Annotated in this window: 15 protein-coding genes and 1 pseudogene; 2 read left to right on the forward strand and 14 right to left on the reverse strand. The window is 61.7% G+C overall.

Going from position 1 to position 17,265, the window contains the following annotated elements; genetic code table 11:
* Nucleotides 1–97: 97 nt before the first annotated feature.
* From AS189_RS17630 to AS189_RS17645, 4 genes are all read right to left on the reverse strand, one after another.
* Entirely contained in the window at nt 98–616 is a 519-nt protein-coding gene (locus AS189_RS17630; protein ID WP_062291883.1) for a hypothetical protein, read from the reverse strand.
* Nucleotides 613–1,539 carry a TIGR01777 family oxidoreductase gene (locus AS189_RS17635; protein WP_062291886.1) on the reverse strand — a complete coding sequence of 309 codons (927 nt, stop codon included), beginning with the start codon at nt 1,537–1,539 and terminating at the stop codon, nt 613–615. The genes AS189_RS17630 and AS189_RS17635 overlap by 4 nt, the downstream gene beginning before the upstream one ends.
* Nucleotides 1,536–2,201 (reverse strand): TetR/AcrR family transcriptional regulator, encoded by a 666-nt coding sequence (locus AS189_RS17640; RefSeq protein WP_337589184.1) that lies wholly within the window; start codon nt 2,199–2,201, stop codon nt 1,536–1,538. Before AS189_RS17640 ends, AS189_RS17635 begins: the two co-directional genes overlap by 4 nt.
* A 108-nt stretch (nt 2,202–2,309) precedes the next feature.
* The gene (locus AS189_RS17645; protein WP_062291889.1) at nt 2,310–2,717 is read right to left on the reverse strand and encodes a VOC family protein; all 408 of its coding nucleotides are present in this window, start codon (nt 2,715–2,717) and stop codon (nt 2,310–2,312) included.
* A gap of 141 nt (nt 2,718–2,858) precedes the next feature.
* Between AS189_RS17645 and AS189_RS17650 the strand changes: the two genes are divergently transcribed.
* The gene (locus tag AS189_RS17650) at nt 2,859–3,356 is read left to right on the forward strand and encodes a hypothetical protein (RefSeq protein WP_129587335.1); all 498 of its coding nucleotides are present in this window, start codon (nt 2,859–2,861) and stop codon (nt 3,354–3,356) included.
* A 145-nt stretch (nt 3,357–3,501) separates the two neighbouring features.
* Here AS189_RS17650 and AS189_RS17655 read toward each other — a convergent pair whose 3' ends face one another.
* From AS189_RS17655 to speB, 10 genes and pseudogenes are all read right to left on the reverse strand, one after another.
* On the reverse strand, nt 3,502–4,263 hold the full coding sequence (locus tag AS189_RS17655) for an ABC transporter permease (RefSeq protein ID WP_062291895.1): 762 nt from the start codon (nt 4,261–4,263) through the stop codon (nt 3,502–3,504).
* A gap of 10 nt (nt 4,264–4,273) precedes the next feature.
* Nucleotides 4,274–5,091 (reverse strand): annotated as a pseudogene (locus AS189_RS17660) (ABC transporter ATP-binding protein).
* A gap of 11 nt (nt 5,092–5,102) precedes the next feature.
* Nucleotides 5,103–5,462, reverse strand: a complete 360-nt coding sequence (locus AS189_RS17665; RefSeq protein ID WP_062291898.1) for a DUF1048 domain-containing protein — start codon at nt 5,460–5,462, stop codon at nt 5,103–5,105.
* On the reverse strand, nt 5,462–5,794 hold the full coding sequence (locus tag AS189_RS17670; protein ID WP_062291900.1) for a PadR family transcriptional regulator: 333 nt from the start codon (nt 5,792–5,794) through the stop codon (nt 5,462–5,464). Before AS189_RS17670 ends, AS189_RS17665 begins: the two co-directional genes overlap by 1 nt.
* An 83-nt stretch (nt 5,795–5,877) precedes the next feature.
* Nucleotides 5,878–6,222 (reverse strand): hypothetical protein, encoded by a 345-nt coding sequence (locus tag AS189_RS17675; protein ID WP_160320868.1) that lies wholly within the window; start codon nt 6,220–6,222, stop codon nt 5,878–5,880.
* 45 nt (nt 6,223–6,267) lie between these two features.
* Nucleotides 6,268–6,897 carry a CG0192-related protein gene (locus AS189_RS17680; protein WP_062291906.1) on the reverse strand — a complete coding sequence of 210 codons (630 nt, stop codon included), beginning with the start codon at nt 6,895–6,897 and terminating at the stop codon, nt 6,268–6,270.
* Nucleotides 6,898–6,938: 41 nt separating this feature from the next.
* Nucleotides 6,939–9,875: a hypothetical protein gene (locus tag AS189_RS17685; protein ID WP_062291909.1), complete on the reverse strand. Its 2,937-nt coding sequence runs from the start codon at nt 9,873–9,875 to the stop codon at nt 6,939–6,941.
* Between the two features lie 79 nt (nt 9,876–9,954).
* Nucleotides 9,955–11,802 carry an HSP90 family protein gene (locus AS189_RS17690; RefSeq protein WP_062291910.1) on the reverse strand — a complete coding sequence of 616 codons (1,848 nt, stop codon included), beginning with the start codon at nt 11,800–11,802 and terminating at the stop codon, nt 9,955–9,957.
* A gap of 122 nt (nt 11,803–11,924) precedes the next feature.
* Nucleotides 11,925–13,670, reverse strand: a complete 1,746-nt coding sequence (locus AS189_RS17695) for a thiamine pyrophosphate-binding protein (RefSeq protein WP_082634413.1) — start codon at nt 13,668–13,670, stop codon at nt 11,925–11,927.
* Nucleotides 13,667–14,773, reverse strand: coding sequence for an agmatinase (gene speB, locus AS189_RS17700; protein ID WP_062291913.1), 1,107 nt, complete (start codon nt 14,771–14,773; stop codon nt 13,667–13,669). The genes AS189_RS17695 and speB overlap by 4 nt, the downstream gene beginning before the upstream one ends.
* Nucleotides 14,774–15,055: 282 nt before the next feature.
* Here speB and AS189_RS17705 point away from each other — a divergent pair, with 282 nt between their 5' ends.
* The gene (locus AS189_RS17705) at nt 15,056–17,035 is read left to right on the forward strand and encodes an APC family permease (protein ID WP_062291916.1); all 1,980 of its coding nucleotides are present in this window, start codon (nt 15,056–15,058) and stop codon (nt 17,033–17,035) included.
* Nucleotides 17,036–17,265: the final 230 nt, after the last annotated feature.

Consider the following 17,265-nt stretch of genomic DNA (forward strand, 5'->3'; position numbering starts at 1 on the left):
AGGGGCTCGCAGAAGGCGGTAGAGCCCTATTGCTGTGAGCCTAGCGGGTTTTTCCCTACCCCCTGCCAAAGCTGCCCCTTCCGTCCCCCGACCGGCGCTAGTTCCGGCGGGCCACCATCTTGATGACACTCGCCCGGCCAATTGCTGCGCTGGCGGCAGCCCAGAGAACCGGGGCAAGTAACAGCCACACGTCCTTCTCCTGGAGATCGTAGGGGAATGCAACAACTACGCCCATGGCTGCGCCTACTGCCAGTGCAAAAACCGGCACGTGGAGCCATTGGTTGTGAACCCTCCGCAAGGGTGAAGCGATCGCGATGGCCAGCGGCAGCCCGATGATCGCCGCGACAGGAAAGCCGAACATCAACGCCAGAAACAGGAAGCCCCAGCCAAAGCCGTCGGATCCCCCGGCCCCAACACTGGCCACCGTCAGGCCCAAGCAAAACACTACGAAGGTCACAAACCAGCCCGTCAGCAGGGCCAGCACCCCGTATTCCATGCGGAACGCGTCCTGTTTAGACCATCGGGCCAGCTGCCCCGGCGTGTAGGGGCCGGCTTCCGTGCGCTCCGCGCCGAGACGGTGGACCCCGGGACCGCTCTCGTTGCCAACGCCCGTCATTGTGAATACACCGTTCCGTCCTGTGCGTTGCGCCGCCCGGCGATGTCGGCGAGTGCACCTTCCAGCTCCGGGTGCTGCCAGGTGAAGCCTGCATCCTCCAGCTTCCCGGGCCGGACCCAGCGACTCTTGAGCACCAGCTCGGTTTCGGTGCGGATCAGTACGGCACCCATCTTCAGCAGCCATGCCGGTGTGGGGACCCCGAACGGTGCCCGGTTTACGCGGCGCACGCCCGCCATCAACTCCGCGTTCGTCACCGCTTCCGGTGCGGCGATATTCACGGCCCCGGTGATCTCCCGGCGCTCGTGCAGAAAGAGGACCGCCCGGAACAGGTCCTGGACATGAATCCAACTGTATTTTTGTCCACCATCACCCATGCGCCCGCCGAGCCCCAGCCGCGCCAAATTATTGAAGGGGCGCATCACGCCGCCGCCCGGACCCATAACGATCGTCATGCGCAGCGGGATTTTTCGTGTTGCGGGAACATCGGCAGCCGCCAGCGTTTCCTCCCAGCCCCGTGCTACCTCGACGGAAAAACCGGAGCCAAGTTCGCCGTCGTCCTCGTCTTGCGGACGGTCCCGCGCATCCCTGTAAATGGTGCCGGTGCTGGCGTTGAACCAATCGCGAGGCGGCGTGGCGCAGGCGGCAATGGCCCGGCCAAGCTCGGCGGTGGTCTCCGTCCGGGACCGCACGATCTCGGCCTTGTTCTCAGGGGTGTAGCGGCAGGAGACCGATTTCCCGGCGAGATTGATCAGCACATCAGCGCCGTCCAGCAGCTCGGTGATGGCAGGGGTGTCGCCCCACACGGCGTCAGCGGTTGCGTCATTGCGACCCACGGTGCGCACCTGCCAGCCTTCGGCGGCGAACCCGGCACGAAAATACGCGCCAATGAATCCGGAAGCTCCGGCAATGACCGCGGATTTCATGACCGCACCTTTGCCTTGAGCGCGAGCGCTTCCTCGACCAGCGGTTTGACTACCGGCAGCCGCGAGAACGCGACCAGCTTGGCGATGAGCGGCGCTGCCCCATCGATCAGGGTTCGCGTGCGGCGTTGATCTTCGGAGCGGTCGTACACCCAAAAGAGCACCACCCCCATATAGGCCAGCCACAACAATTCCGGCAACTCAGCACGGAGGAATTGTGGCACCTTGGCTCCGTCAATGACCTCACTGAAAATTCCGACGGCGTCCTCCCGCGCTTGGCTCGACGCCTCACCGAAAGGGTTCGTGGCCGATTGCGGAGGCAGGGCACTACTGATGAACGTGCCACCGAAGCCGTGATAGGGAGTGAGGGCATCCACGCCGGCGTGCAAGGCAACCTTGAGCCTGTCGCCCAAACCGCTCACACCGTCCAATGCCTTCGATGCCGCTGCGCGTTGTTCGGCAACGGACTCCCGGTACAGCTCCAGAACCAATTCTTCTTTGGAGGCAAAGTAGTAATACGCGCTCCCGAGGGAAACGCCGGCCTCTGTTGCGATGGCCCGCATGGTGGTCTTTGCGAATCCTTTGCTGCGGAACATCCTCAGCGCAGTTTCCAACACGAGCGCCTTGGTTTGCTCGCTCTTGCTGTCCAACTGTTTTCCGGCCATGTCGAATCCCATCTTTTGAACGTGTTCAGTTCTGAGTAAAGCATCATTTTTGAACACGTTCAACTTTTGGGACCACTGGAGGGCTAGCTAACTAGCTTCCCCGGACGCTCAATGCTCATACCCAATGAGCCAATGCAGGCCGTGACGGTCAATGACCTGCCCGTCGCAGGCTCCCCATGGCTTTTCAGCTAGGGGATCCACAACATTTCCGTCCACCGCCAGCTTGTCGAACCACTCCCTGAGGACGTCGGCGTCCGCGGTACCAAGCAAGGAGAGCATGGCCCCTTCCATCCGAACCGTTTTTTGTCCCGTGGCAGCATCCGACCCCGCCAAGGAGACCGGACCCACGAGCATTCCATGGGCTATCGCCTGGCCCGGACCATCGGTGCGGCTGAATTCCTCATAAGTGTGCAGCATGAGCTCCCCGCCAAAGATGTCGGCATAGAACGTGAGTGCTTCACGCGCGGTGCCGGGGAAACTGACGTAGATCAGGGGCGCTGGTGTGGTGTGTGTCATAAGACCATCGTAATCAGATCGCCGTCTCCGGCGCTACAGCCTTCATTGGCACCCCTGGACAGAAGGGTTCAACTCCACGGTCCCCATGTAGATACATTAGTTACTGCAATCCATTTCGGGATTGGAATCTGAGGGGACAGATTGACTGTGAATTCAAGCAAGAGCGGCATGACCCGCCTGAACACCAGAGCCTTGCCGTTACTGATCGTGAGCCCGAGCTGTTCGCTGATCCTGGCCGTGGTTCTTTTCCTCATTCTCAGGGCCTTGATCCCCAGCCAAATTGCCCGTCATGTGGGACCCGACGGCGTGGGATACAGCTCGACGGCGCTCATCATGGCTGTCATCTTCGCCGCCGCCATTCTCCCGTTCCTTATTGGCGGGGCGCTGGCCCGTGGGTTCTTCCGGGACGGTCACTGGTTTCCCACCCAGAAAGCCGTGGTGGTCTGCTTCGTGTCACTGGGATACGGCATCCTCGGCGTGGCGCTGGGAACCATCGTGGGACTCGTGGGCCTCGACCAGAACGAGGTATCCGGCAATTCAGTGGCCATGGGCATGCTGGGTTTCCTGCTCTTTTTCACAGCCGCCGTTTGCGCCTACGCGGCTCTGCTCCCCCGCGCCAAGCCGGAACCCCTGGTGTAAACCACCCACACAAACCCGCGGCAGGGATGTTTGCCATAAATGCCTCGGGCACGGGGGACAAAGGATCCCGGGATCGAGGGAGCGTCCGCGAAAACACCCCGAAACGTGAGGAAGCGTCTGATGGAGAAACGGATTCCCACGACGACTACGAGATTTTCTTCCGGTAGGCCATCATCGCGAAAATGTACGCGGTCACCAAGATGCCCAGGCACCAAGCGAGCGCCCGCCAAATATCCCCACCCACGGGCAGTTGCGCCAGTAGGTTCCGGATCGAATCCACAATGGAGGTCACGGGCTGGTTTTCGGCAAACCAGCGCACCGGGCCAGGCATGGTCTCCGTAGGGACAAACGCCGAACTGATAAACGGCAAGAAAATGATCGGATAAGCAAAAGCACTCGCCCCGTCTGCCGATTTGGCAGTGAGCCCCGGAATGACGGCGATCCAGGTCAACGCCAGCGTCAACAGCAGCAGAATTCCGGCCACGGCCAGCCACGTCAAGAGTCCAGCCCCCGAACGGAACCCCATGAGAACGGCCACAAGCACGACGACGATCAGCGAGACTGTGTTTGCCACCAGCGATGTCACCACGTGTGCCCACAACACCGAAGAGCGGGCAATCGGCATGGACTGGAAGCGCTCAAAAATGCCGCTTTGCATGTCCAGAAACAGCCTGAATGATGTGTAGGAAATGCCCGAGGCAATGGTGATGATCAAGATGCCCGGCAGCAGGTAGCTCACATAGGAGTCCGTGCCCGCGTGAATGGCCCCACCAAAGACGTAAACAAACAGCAGCAAGAACGCGATCGGCATGATTGTTGTGGTGATGATGGTGTCCATGCTGCGCGTAATGTGCCGAAGTGATCGGCCGAGCAGGACAGCTGTATCTGAGAAGAAATACGTGCTCATAATGAGCTCCTTAGTCGGTTGCGGCAGCGCCGCGCTCTCCGCCAGCGTCACCGCCGTCGTTCCCGTGATCACCGACAATGGCGAAAAAGACGTCCTCGAGGGTGGGCTGTTTTGCCACGTACTCCACCGTGGCCGGCGGCAGCAGCGCCTTAAGCTCAGCCAAGGTTCCGTTGACAATAATTAGGCCAGAGTGCAGGATTGCGATCCTGTCGGCCAGGCGTTCGGCCTCATCCAGCAGCTGGGAGGTGAGCAGTACCGTGGTGCCCTGCCCTGCCAACTCCTTGACAGCAGCCCACACGTCGATGCGCGCTGCCGGATCGAGCCCGGTGGTTGGCTCGTCAAGGAAATGACCGGTGGATTTCCGATCAGGCTCATGGAGATATCGAGCCTGCGCCGCATTCCGCCGGAATAAGTAGCCACCTTCCGGGAGCCTGCCTCAGAGAGTGAAAAACGGTCTAGAAGGCCATCAGCCACGGCATCAGGATCCGCCACGTGCCGCAGCTTGCCTATCAACACAAGGTTCTCTCGCCCCGTCAGGATTTCATCAACCGCGGCAAACTGCCCGGTCAGACTGATCGACTCCCGGACCTTGCCCGGCTGAGAGGCGACGTCGAAGCCATGAACTGCGGCAGCACCGGCGTCGGACTTCAACAGCGAGGAAAGGATCTTCACGATGGTGGTTTTGCCGGCCCCATTGGACCCTAGAAGGGCAAAAATGCTGCCCTTGGCCACCTCGAAATCCACGCCCTGCAGCACATGGACATCCTTGAATGACTTCTCCAGATCCCGCACGGAGATGGCAATCGCCTGGGGCGCAATCGACGTCATGGCGGGCTCCTCTAAGCTTCCGCGATGCTGTCTATGGCATCGATCAAGCGCCGGCGTTCCTTGTTGATCCACTGTCCCTCGGAGTAATTTGCCAGAAACACCTCCACGAATTCAATGGGGTCCGCGCCCACGATGTCGCGGACCGGGGTGCCGTCCGCCGCCGCCTGCTCGAAGAGGTCACCGAGGTCCTCAAGCATGGTGATCAAAACATCGCCCTTGCTGATGGCACCGAAGTACATCAGGTACCGCTCAATCGCCTCGACGGCCGTGCGGTACGGCGGCGGAAGCGCTTGCATGCGCGCCTTGTTGGCCTTGTATTGCTTCTTTTGCTCGAGCGATCCAGTGACCGTCTCGATCCATTTTGCAGCCATTATTGCGCTCCTCCTTGACGGAGCTTTTCCAGCCTCTCGGCTACGAAGCCCCAGGTTTTCCAGAATTCCTGAAGTTGTTCCCGGCCCTGCGGGTTCAGCGAATACACCTTGCGCGGCGGGCCCTTTTCGGAGGGGAGCTTGACGACGTCGACCATCCCGTTGCGCTCGATCCTCACCAACAGCGCGTACACAGTACCTTCGGCAATGTCATCAAAGCCTCGGTCCCGCAGTTGCGCGGTGATTTCATAGCCATAGGCGGGCTGCGTGGCCAGAATTGCCAGAACAATACCCTCCAGAGTGCCCTTGAGCATCTCTGTCATTTGCTTTCCCACTGCACACCTCCTTCAACTACTTAGTAGTACTAGCTACTAAGTACATAGTAGCGCTAAGTACCGGAGTTGGGAAGTAGTTGAGGTTAGAAGAAAAGCGGAACAAAAAGCAGTAGGTACGCCATAATTACGGCGCCACTTGCAATGGCCATCGTCAGCCAAGGACGCATGCCATACCGCCGGGACAGCGGCCACGCACCGAGCCCGGCGCAGCCAAGAATCGCCAGGAATGCGCCGGCGCCACCAATGGTGGCCCATAATTCTTCGCCGTCATTCGAGGTAGGTTCGCCAACCCAGAGACCCATACTGCTGCCGAGAGCTTGGAGGCCAATGAACAAGAACACGTCAGGGAAGATCAGCAAGACAAAGGCCGCAGCGTAAATCAGGACCCGAAAGAGAATTCCCAGGGCTTTCTTTCTGGGCTGAGGCACGGCCATGGTCCCGGTTTCTAGAGTTGTAGGTTCCACAGTTCTGCGTCAGGCCATGATCGCGGTGGCCAACACGACGGGCACGTCTTGGCGTTCCCACCGTGCCGTCAGCGAACGCTCACACTGGATTTCTACGATGGTCTCCAGTTCTCGCGCAACGGCGAAGTTCACCGGGCCTGCCGGAATGAAAGTGACTCCGGCTTGGGTGCGCGGGGCTCCGAAGCGCAACTCCGGCAGATCGGCGCTGGGCGTCCCCGCACCACTCACCACCATGGTCTCGGGGAGCACCTCCGTGGCATCCCCCACCACCAAACACTGCACGGCCACCGGCTTCCCCGTGAGGATGGCGGCGGCAAGTTCGCTGACATACACCGGGTCAGCCGTGGCGTCATAGACCCAGCGCGAACCAAGAACCGAGTGGTCCATTGTGGTCACCAGAAACTCCTCGGCACCCTCCAACGGCGCACCGCGATAGGTCAGCGGCACCTGATACGTCTTACCGTCGACGGCGACCACGTGCGTTTCGATGCCGACCTCACCAGCGGGATCGTCGAAGCGAAAAGCCCCCAAACGCACCAAAGCGGACGCGTCGCCGCTGAACCACGGCTGCTGCGGCAACCACGCCTCTAGGAGTTCGGACTTAGAGGGAGTCAGCTGCGCATCATAAACAATAGCCATGCGACCCAGTCTAGGCGGCATCGCTTTACGGCAGGCGGCTGCTAGCCGTGCTGGCGGTCTTCTTCCGCCTCGGCCCGGACGCTCGCGGCTTCGGCGCTTCGTCCCGCGGCTTCGAGGCAGTCCGCCAGTTGGTGGCGCACGATCTCCTGACCCTGGCGATCTCCCTCCAGAGCACCAAGAACAGCGTGGTAAATGGCTACCGCATCGTCATGGCGTTTGGCGTTATCCAACATGTGAGCGGCTTGCAACAGCGCAAGCAGCGATTGTTGCTGAGCGTCATCGAGCAGTTCCAAGGCGCTGGATGCCTGTAGGGCTTGTGCCACGGCCGCATCAACCTCACCCGTTCGGAACAGGTGGCGCGCCCGGACCAGCTGAATCTCAGCCGTCTGGACGTCAGACTTCGCCGAAATAGCCAGGGCGGTGGCAGTATCGATTGCCTCCGTGGCACCTTCAGCACCGCCCGTGCTCAACATTTCAGCGAGCTGCATGTAAGCCGCTATCAAGGCCGGATGGTCAACCTCCGGCTGCTCATTGTTCTTTGACTCGCCAGCAAGTGCGGCGCTCAGCACGTCCACGGCGGATTGGGCTTCTTCGGCTGCTGCCTCAAAATGACCGGCTTCCTGGTAGGTGGAGCTCATGGCCATGTGCAGTTGCGCCACCCGGTCCGCTTCACCATTGGCTTCGAAGCAGTCAAGGCCCAGTGTCCACGCATTCAGGGCACCGCCTGGTTCGCCGGTGCTGCGCAAGGACGTGCCCAGCAGATCGTAGAGCTCGCCGCGGTCGTGATCGCCAATGTCGACGCCGGAATTGTTCAGGGTCTCGTCGAGCACCTCAATGGCTTCCTCATCAGAGCCGTGGTCCACCAGGTTTTTAGCCAGCGAGTACGCCAGCCCCAAAACGTAGGGAGACTCCGCGAGTTTGGCCTGCTGGATGCCAAAACGCAGGCGTGAGCGGAGCTCATCGGTGCGGCCCAGGTCTTGCAAAATGGCGGCGGTGAGCTGGGTTGACTGCGCCACGGATTCCCGTGCCCCCAGACCCGCCAGCAGCTCCGTGGATTCTTCGGCATCGGCCAGAGCGCTGGCGAGTTCGCCTCGTTGTGCCGCCAGACGGGCCCGTAGCCCCAAAGCCGATGCCCGGCGAACCACTGAGGTTTCGTGTTCCAGGCTCTTACCCACCCAGACGTTCATCTCATCCACATCGGCGCCCTCAACGGCCACGTGCAACATGAGCGAGGCGTACTGCGACCTGGCCCGGACGATGGTTTCATCGGATGGATGCGCGGCAGGGCTGGTCACCCCGGCGGCGACGGGGCCAGCATGCGCAGAAGCCGCCCAGTCATCGATGGCTTGCTCCAGAGAGACCAGCGCGGTCCGGGCTTCCTCCAGTTTGCCCAGACCAACCAGAATGTGGGCAAGTTCGGCAGTGAGCAGGCACAGCGCTTCGGGATGCTCCGCCAACGCCAGAAGTTCTGAGTTGATGACAGCCAGCTTTTCATCGTTGCTCTCACTCTTGTCCGGGCCAGTCAACAGCGCGTCGGCCCTTTCAGTCAGTGACGCCAGCTCCGGATCCCCGGCGGCACGCAGGGCGGCAGCGCGCAAAGCGACGCACTCGAGCAACAAGTCCTGATGCTTCTGTCCCGGGAGCTGGCCATGAATGCTGATGGCACTGCGGTGCAACGCCGCCAACTCACGCGGATTCTCCGTTCCGCGCACACCGCTGGCGTAGGCGGCCAAGGCAGCATCGTAGAGTCCTGCCGCACACAGGTCCATGGCACGGACCCGCCACTGCTCAGTGCTGCGCGGCTCGGCAACTGGACGCGGTTCCGGGCTACCAAACGTCTCATCCCCCAGAGACAGGGGATACGTTTCGGTCACCATATCCTTGCGTGCGGCAATCTGCCGAGCATGCCAATCGTTGCCATTGCGCGCGTCAAAGTCCGCGGCCAGCGCTTCCGCCGCCTGCCAGCACAGTGGCGCCAACTCGGCCGCAGAAAGAACTTCGCTACGCTGCCCAAAGAAGGGAATGAGCGCCGTGTGCTCTGTTCCCCGAATGGGAATCTCACCGTGTCCACCCGCTACTACCTTCTCCAGAAGCAGGCCCAGAGCGCTCAGGAAGTTCAAGTGTTTGCGGTGCGAGAGCGGATCGTGAGCCAACCACGCCAAGTGCCGTTCGGCCAGGGTCACGCCCCGCGCCTCATTGCCCGTGAGCGCACAGAACGCCACATGATTGGCGACGATGCCCACATTGTCGGCATTGCCGCGGGCTTCTCGGTAGCTGCGTCGATGCAGCGAAGCCAGGCCGTCCGTATCGCCGGCGCGGAGCAACGGCAGCAAGGCCACGGAGATGGCGTGCTCAGGCTCTTCACCGCAACTGAAGCCGCCCTCCATGATCTCGGTGAACGCGCGCGCACCCGCCACCTGTTCCCCGATGCTGAAGTGGTATTCCATGGCCACGGACCGCACGCAGGCGTCGCAATGGGAATAATTGTCCCGTTCCGTGGAAGTCAAAGCCGAGAAAGCTGCACGTGCCTGTTCCAGATGACCGTTGTGGAACGCCGATTCAAAGCGGGCCATGGCCACACCTGAGAGTCCCAGATTGGCCTTCCTAAAGTGGTCGTCCATATCGGCCAAGACAGCTGAAATCTGCTCCGTGGAGAACCGTGGATCTGCACCCAACACGCCCACCATCCACTTGAACTGCCACATCAGATCGCTGCCGTCATCCGGTTCGATCGGGAAGGTGAGCGGATCGTCGTCGTGCTTGGCCAGGCACCAGGCAAAGTTGGTCAGGAGCCGGTCGGTATCCCCCATCATCTGGGCGTTGTTAGCCATGACAAGGCGTACCCGGTACTCACCGGATTCATCGCCCCGTTCCACCGCCAGCGCCAATGCAGTCTCCAAAAGACCACTCAATTCCGGCCCCCACACGGATTCCGTGGCTCGGCTGATGAGCTCTTCAAGTTCGGCTGTGGTCTTCATTTACGTTCCTCAAAGTGGCCGGACGTGGCCCGTCTATTGGCATACGGTGGCTCCCCCGCAAGCTGTGGGGGCGGACCATTTAGTGGCTGATGCTCAGCTGCACCAGATCGCTGAGCGATTCGGTGAGCAGACTGCGCTGGGCCGCACCGAGTGGCAAGTGTGCGGCGAGCATGGCCTGCACGTACAGCAGTTTCATGGTTCGGTTGAACACGGCCTCATCGGGGCTTTGGGCCAGCGTGCGAATCAGCGGGTTGTCCCAATTGGCGCACAACGTGGCCTTGGCCATCTGGTTATTAAGTTCGACGGCGGCCTCCCGAGACTTTTCTGCCTTGGCCAACACCCCGTTCCACAGCGAGTTGGACACCCTCCGAGCGGCGCTGCGCTGCATCCCGCGAAGCACGGCATCGTCGGCTAAATAGAGGGCGGAGACATCTGCCGGGGCGAAGCTGCGCACACTCACCTGAACGTCAAAGGATTTCAGCACTGCGCTGGCACGTTGTTCAAAGGCCAAGACCGGCGCACGCTGCGCCAACGCCGGGACCGCGAGCGAATCCAGCAGTGATGATAGCGCGACTTGTTCCACGCTGGTGCCGTCAAAAAGGAACGGCAGGCGGCGAATAATCTCGGCGTCATATACATAGCCACCGTTGACCACAGGCGATTCGGTGGGCACGATCGCGGCAATCTGGCGGAACTCTTCCATCGATTCGGTGTAGCGGATGTGCTTTTGCCGGGACACCAACTCTTCGATGGTCATTCGTCCGGCAGTGGTTTCCACGCTCAGCCAACGGGTCAAGAAGGAGGCAAGTTCGTCGTCGTACGCCACAAGCGATTTCAGCCCCAGGTGATGGATGGCGACAAACTTAGCGAGTTTATTCGGGTTCCCGGCGCCCATGCGGATGACCCAGGCACGCAACGCCGCTCCGAGCTCGGTCCGAGTCACCTCCAGCGCTTCATCGGCAACGAGCGATTCGCGCGACGCCGTGGGCTTGAGCCCCGTGGAATCCACCACGGACCGCGCAAAGAACGCCCACTCCGGCAACAGATCCTGGCTGCGCTCATCCACCAACATGCCGCCGAGGTAGACGGCGTGCGCCGGCCGGGCCGAGGGCGGCGGGGTGAACGGGAGGATGAAGGCGGTGCCGCGCGTGCCGGTGGCGGGGCTGCCGAGCTCAATGGCATCCAGCGGGCGTGCGCCGATCAGGGCAGTTCCCAGCTCCATCAATTCACTGCGGTGTTCAGTGCGTTCGTCCCCGACCAGAGCGAAAACCGGCGGCTGATTGATGGTGTCGAAGCCGCCGGTGCCATCGGCAATCAAGATGGGAACGGGCAGGTATTGGGCGTAACGAGTAGCCAGTTCCGTCACCTTTTTGCGGCCGCAGAGCTCGGCGTCATCGGCGCGGGGGCGCAGTTTCACGCTGGTTCCCACGGGCAGATCGTCTCCGTCCATCACAGTCACGCTGAACGTGCCCGCCGCAGATCCGACCCACCGCACAGCGCTCTCGCCGGCCTTGCGGGAAACCACCACAATTTCATCGGCCACCATGAAACAGGAAAGCAGACCAATACCGAACTGGCCCAGCAAGTCCTGACGCGGCATGTCAAAGAGGTCACGCTTGGAACTGCGCCCCACGGTGGCCAGCAATTGCGCCACGTCCTCGGCGTTCAGTCCCACACCGTCATCATCAATGCGGAACTCGGGATTGTCCGGACTCGACGGGAAAATGCGAATCTCCCAACGCCCAGCTCTCCCCTCGGCCTCGCCGATTCCGGAATTCCTGCGTGTTGTGATGGCGTCACGCCCGTTTTGGATTAGCTCACGGAGATAAACCTGCGGCCCGGAATAAATGTGACGGCTCAGCAGGTCAACAACGCCGTGCAGGTCAACTTGGAACGGACGGGATTGGGACCCCACAGCGGAACTCATGGGAACCATTCTATCGGCCGCCACCCACAGCCCTCGGCGCCGCCGCGCACGTCCCCGCTTTTCGCGCACGTCCCTACATACGCGGAAAGCGGGGACGTGCGCGGAGGTTGGCGGCCGGCGCGTTAAAGGTCCAGGTGAGTGGGACCGAACATCTTCAGCAGCGTCTCAACCACGACGACATTGGGACCGTCGGCAGCGAAGGCCGCCTTGAGCGCGTCCCCCACGTCCTCGGGCGCCACTCGTTGTGCCGGCACCCCGAACGCCTCTGCCAGCTTCACGAAGTCCGGCCGCGCCAGCTCGGTGTGGGTGGCCTTGCCGAAGGTGTCAACCATGTATTCGCGCAGAATGCCGTAGCCGCCGTCGTCCACAATCAGCCAGGTGACGGGCGCGTTGTGCTGGCGGGCCGTGGCCAGTTCGGAGATGGAGTACATGGAGGAACCGTCGCCAGCCACCGCCAAAACGCGTGGCGACTTCCCTTGGCTTTGCAGGCCCAGCGCCGCGCCGAGCGCCGCCGGGAAGCCGTAACCGAGCCCGCCGGCACCTTGCGCGGAGTGGAATTGGCCATCTTTGGCATCCCAGCAACTCCAACCCCAATAAGCGGAGATGGTCATGTCCCAGAAAGTCTGCATGTCCGCCGGGACGGCGTCCCGGATATCCGCCATGAATTTACGTTCCAGTCCCAGATCCTGGCTGTCCAGGCGCGCCTGCACCTTCGCCAGAGTTTCTGCCACGACGGCCTGCGGTGTGGCTCCGTGCCAATCGGCATCGTCCCGCAACGATGGGTCAAGGGCCTCATCGAGAGCACGCAGCGCCTGTCCGGCGTCGGCCCGGATACCCAGTGCGGGTCGGTTGGATTCCAGGACCCGGGGTTCGGCGTCGATCTGGATGATGCGCCCACGCGGCTCCATGGTGAAGTAATTGCTGGCCACCTCTCCCAGCGAGGAACCGATAACCACCAGCACATCCGCGTCTTCAAGCACCTCGGTGACGTAGCGGTCCTCCATCCAGGACTGCAGCGACAGCTCGTGGTTCCATGGGAACGCACCGTTACCGCCGGGGGTGCAAACCACGGGTGCGTTGAGCTTTTCGGCGATGGAGAGCAACTGCTTTTCGGCGCGGCCGCGGCGGGTGCCACCACCGGCCACAATGGCCGGCCGCTTGGCCGCCGTCAGCCATTTCACGGCTTCCCGCACGAGCTCCACGCGCGGCGGGTTGTCGAACGGTTCGGCCAGCGCATCCTCAACAGCCGGGACGAAGATGGGATCCAGCAGCACGTTTTGCGGCACTTCCACCCACACCGGCCCTTGTGGGGAGGACACGGCTTCGGTCCAGGCGTCCTGGATGGCCGAAGGGATTCCGGAGGCATGCTGGATGAGCCGCTGGCTCTTGGTGACGTTCGCTGCGGACGCCTTCTGGTCATCGAGCTGGTGCAACATTCCCTTGCGGCGGGCACCCAATCCCTCCAACGGAATCTGGCTGGCCACCACAATCATGGGCACGCCGGTGGCGTACGCTTCCTGCAATCCGGCCAGCGCAGTCAACGCCCCGGGGCCGGTGGATAGGAACAGCACGCCCACTTCGCCGGTGGCGCGGGAGTAGCCGTCGGCCGCGAACGCCGAGTTGTTTTCCACCCGGGAAGAAATAAAGTGCAAGGGCGATCGGCTGAGCGCATCGAAGAGGCCAAGTGCGTGCTGGCCTGGAATACCGAAGACAGTCTTGGCGCCCAAGGCCGTGAGAGTTTCAACGACGAGGTCTCCGCCGTTCCGCTGCGGAGGGGCCTCCGGCCGCGAGGGGTCCCCGGCCGTGGGCCCACTGACGCGCGGGGCCCCAGCCGAGCTTGCAAGGTTGGGGAGCGGCTGGGGACTCATTTGCTGCCGCCTTCGAGGTTAGTGGTGCTAGGAGTACCTTCGGTGCCGGCTGCGCGGAACCCGGCCGGCTTACGCCGCGCTTGTGCATCGAGGGCCTGCGCAGCGTAGCCGTTGGGGGTACCGAAGCGGTCGCCTTCACGGAAGTTGTCAGCCATCAAGGTGACGAGTTCGAAGCCCACGTGACTGGCGGCGATGCCAGTGATCTCGGCGTGGTCGTAGGCGGGCGCCACTTCTACGATGTCCGCGCCCACCAAGTTCATGCCACGGAAGCCGCGAATGATTTCAATGAGTTCTCGGCTCGTAATGCCACCAGCTTCAGGTGTACCGGTGCCGGGTGCGTGGGCGGGGTCCAAGACGTCGATGTCTACGGAAATGTAGAGCGGGCGCTTGCCGATGCGATCCCTAATTTTGGCCACAGTTTCCAGAACGCCCTGGTAGTAAACATCTGCTGCTGTGACGATTCCGAAGCCAAAACGGTGATCGTCGTCAAGGTCCTTTTTGCCGTACAGCGGGCCGCGGGTTCCAACGTGCGAGATGGCCTCCGTGTCCAGAATTCCTTCCTCGACGGCGCGGCGGAACGGGGTCCCGTGCGTGTATTCGGCTCCGAAGTAGGTGTCCCAGGTATCCAGATGGGCATCGAAATGTAGCATGGCCACGGGCTCGCCGGCGCGCTCGGCGGCGGCGCGCAGCAGGGGCAAGGAGATGGTGTGGTCGCCACCGATGGTCAGGAGTTTGGCGCCGTCGGAGGTCAGGTCCAACGCATTTTGCTGGATGGTCTCAATAGCTTCATTGATATTGAAGGGGTTCACGGCCATGTCGCCGGCATCGGCCACCTGGCAGTTTTCAAACGGCGACACGTCCCACGCCGGATTGTAGGGACGCAGCAGGCGGGATGCCTCGCGGACGTGATTGGCACCGAAACGGGCGCCCGGGCGGTAAGAGACTCCGCTGTCGAAGGGGACCCCCACCACGGCAACATCAGCCTTGGCTACCTGGTCCAGTCGAGGCAGTCGCGCGTAGGTTGCAGCACCGGCATAGCGGGGAATTTGGGCGGAATCGATCGGGCCTAGGTTCCCGTTGGCCTCGATACGGAGCTCTTTCATCTTCGTCCTCATCTCAATAACAGTTTTCAGCAGATCGAGCGCGACAGTAGATCTACGTCACATCCGGCAGTTGTTCACCATCGTACAACTTTTGTTGACCAATGTGAACCAAATGTTTCACGTCAGACATATTTTGGTGTGTTTGTGGGCGATCGCCACCCTAGCCATGGCGCCGCATCAAAGGCATGCGTAAAGATTTCGTCAAGAAAGGGGTATTTCAGCCCGGGCCGGTGCTAGTCTCCATAAGCCGACAGTGGACGGCCATGACAAGGAAGGCCGCATGTGACATCCCGAGCAGCAGCTCCATCCAAGGCCGGAGCACCAGGGAAACCGCGCGGAAAAGCAGCCCTGCGACTCTGGCTACTCGAGGGATTGCCGGAAAGCTCCGGTAAACGTCAGGGCCCCCACGGCCGGCCAACTGAAAACCACCATCCGGCCTCATGGTGGCGAGTCATGTGCCTGACGGGTCTGGATTACTTTTCAACACTGGGCTACCAGCCGGCCATCGCCGCCCTGGCAGCAGGGGTTCTGGCACCGTTGGCCACGATCGTTCTGGTACTTATCACCTTGCTCGGCGCACTTCCCGTCTACAAGCGGGTTGCTCGGGAGAGCCCCCACGGCGCCGGTTCCATTGCCATGCTCGAACGCCTCCTGCCACGATGGTGGGGAAAGCTGTTCGTTCTGGCACTGCTGGGCTTTGCCGCCACAGACTTCATGATCACCATTACCCTTTCCGGTGCCGACGCCACAGCTCACATCATCGAAAACCCGTTCGCCCCCGCCTTTCTGCAGGGCCACAACATCGGCATCACCCTCATACTGATCGCCGGACTGGCTGCCGTGTTCTTGCGCGGATTCAAGGAGGCCATGAGCATTGCCGTGGTCCTGGTGGCCGTTTTCCTCGCCATGAACTTGATCGTGATCTCCGTGGCGCTGACAAAAGTGACGCAAAGCCCCCTTCTGACGGCCGATTGGTGGGGCGCCTTGACTACTCAACACGGCAGCCCCTTCATGATTGTTGCCGTGGCACTTCTCGTTTTCCCTCGGCTGGCTCTGGGCCTTTCCGGCTTCGAAACCGGTGTGGCCGTCATGCCGCAGATCAAGGGCCGCGCCAGCGATACCCATGAGAACCCGGAAGGTCGCATCAAGGGCGCTCACAAGCTACTGACGACGGCGGCGCTCATCATGAGCACCTTCCTCATCACGTCCTCGCTGGCCACCACCATCTTGATCCCGGCCGCCGAATTTCAGCCCGGCGGCGCCGCCAATGGCCGTGCCCTAGCATTCCTTGCCCACGACCTCCTCGGTGAGGGCTTCGGCACCGCCTACGATCTGAGCACCATCGCCATCCTCTGGTTCGCCGGTGCCAGCGCCATGGCCGGACTGCTCAACCTGGTCCCCCGCTACCTGCCCCGCTTTGGCATGGCCCCGGAATGGGCGGCAGCTGTGCGGCCGCTGGTTCTGGTGTTCACCGCCGTCGCAGTTCTGATCACCATCATTTTCAAGGCCGACGTCGATGCCCAGGGAGGTGCCTACGCGACAGGAGTGCTGGTGCTCATCACCTCGGCTGCCATCGCCGTTACCCTCTCAGCCAAACGCAAGGGCGAGAAAAAGAGGGCGATTGGTTTCGGTGCAGTCTCACTCGCCTTCGTTTACACCACCGTAGCCAATTCCATTGAGCGGCCCGACGGACTCAAAATTGCCGCCCTGTTTATCTTGGGGATTGTGGTGGTCAGCCTGCTCTCACGCATGCGGCGGGCCTTTGAACTACGTGCCACCTCCATTCGCATGGACGAGGCCGCCATCAGCTTTGTGGCATCCATCAACAAGGACACCATCAGGATCATTTCCCACGATCCCAAAACCAAAAGTGCCGCAGCATACCGCCGCAAGCTGGCCCATGCCTCCTACGTCAACGCAATGGGAAATCCGCAAGATGTCTTGTTCCTGGAAGTCATCGTTGATGATTCCTCGGACTTTGAAACGGCCTTGGAAATTCACGGCATCACCCGACACGGCTTCAACATCCTGCAGGTTCATGCCTCAAACGTCCCCAACACCATTGCCGCTGTGCTGCTGCACGTTCGCGACACCACTGGCCTCATTCCGCACATTTACTTCCGCTGGAATGAGGGCAACCCCATCACCAATTTGCTCAAGTTCTTGTTCATTGGTGAGGGCGAAATTGCTCCTGTCACTAGGGAAGTTCTCCGTGAGGCAGAGCCGGATCTCATGCACCGCCCGTGGGTCCACGTCGGCTAAAGTACCTTGGGCCCACGCGTCCGAGGGTTCCCTGGCCGAGGCACGAGGATAGCGAGGCGCCCTGGGCCCACGCGTCCGAGGGTTCCCTGGCCGAGGCCCGAGGATAGCGAGGCGCCCTGGGCCCACGCGTCCGAGGGTTCCCTGGCCGAGGCACGAGGATAGCGAGGCGCCCTGGGCCCACGCGTCCGAGGGTTCCCTGGCCGAGGCACGAGGTTAGGGAGGGCGTGGGG

It is taken from the genome of Arthrobacter alpinus, assembly GCF_001445575.1.
Lineage (GTDB): Bacteria > Actinomycetota > Actinomycetes > Actinomycetales > Micrococcaceae > Specibacter > Specibacter alpinus_C.

What these genes read in the sequence shown, in the direction of transcription:
- AS189_RS17630 (WP_062291883.1), bottom strand. Translation starts at nt 616, where the DNA reads ATGACGGGCGTTGGCAACGAGAGCGGTCCCGGGGTCCACCGTCTCGGC.
- AS189_RS17635 (WP_062291886.1), bottom strand. Translation starts at nt 1,539, where the DNA reads ATGAAATCCGCGGTCATTGCCGGAGCTTCCGGATTCATTGGCGCGTAT.
- AS189_RS17640 (WP_337589184.1), bottom strand. Translation starts at nt 2,201, where the DNA reads ATGGCCGGAAAACAGTTGGACAGCAAGAGCGAGCAAACCAAGGCGCTC.
- AS189_RS17645 (WP_062291889.1), bottom strand. Translation starts at nt 2,717, where the DNA reads ATGACACACACCACACCAGCGCCCCTGATCTACGTCAGTTTCCCCGGC.
- AS189_RS17655 (WP_062291895.1), bottom strand. Translation starts at nt 4,263, where the DNA reads ATGAGCACGTATTTCTTCTCAGATACAGCTGTCCTGCTCGGCCGATCA.
- AS189_RS17665 (WP_062291898.1), bottom strand. Translation starts at nt 5,462, where the DNA reads ATGGCTGCAAAATGGATCGAGACGGTCACTGGATCGCTCGAGCAAAAG.
- AS189_RS17680 (WP_062291906.1), bottom strand. Translation starts at nt 6,897, where the DNA reads ATGGCTATTGTTTATGATGCGCAGCTGACTCCCTCTAAGTCCGAACTC.
- AS189_RS17685 (WP_062291909.1), bottom strand. Translation starts at nt 9,875, where the DNA reads ATGAAGACCACAGCCGAACTTGAAGAGCTCATCAGCCGAGCCACGGAA.
- AS189_RS17690 (WP_062291910.1), bottom strand. Translation starts at nt 11,802, where the DNA reads ATGAGTTCCGCTGTGGGGTCCCAATCCCGTCCGTTCCAAGTTGACCTG.
- AS189_RS17695 (WP_082634413.1), bottom strand. Translation starts at nt 13,670, where the DNA reads ATGAGTCCCCAGCCGCTCCCCAACCTTGCAAGCTCGGCTGGGGCCCCG.
- speB (WP_062291913.1), bottom strand. Translation starts at nt 14,773, where the DNA reads ATGAAAGAGCTCCGTATCGAGGCCAACGGGAACCTAGGCCCGATCGAT.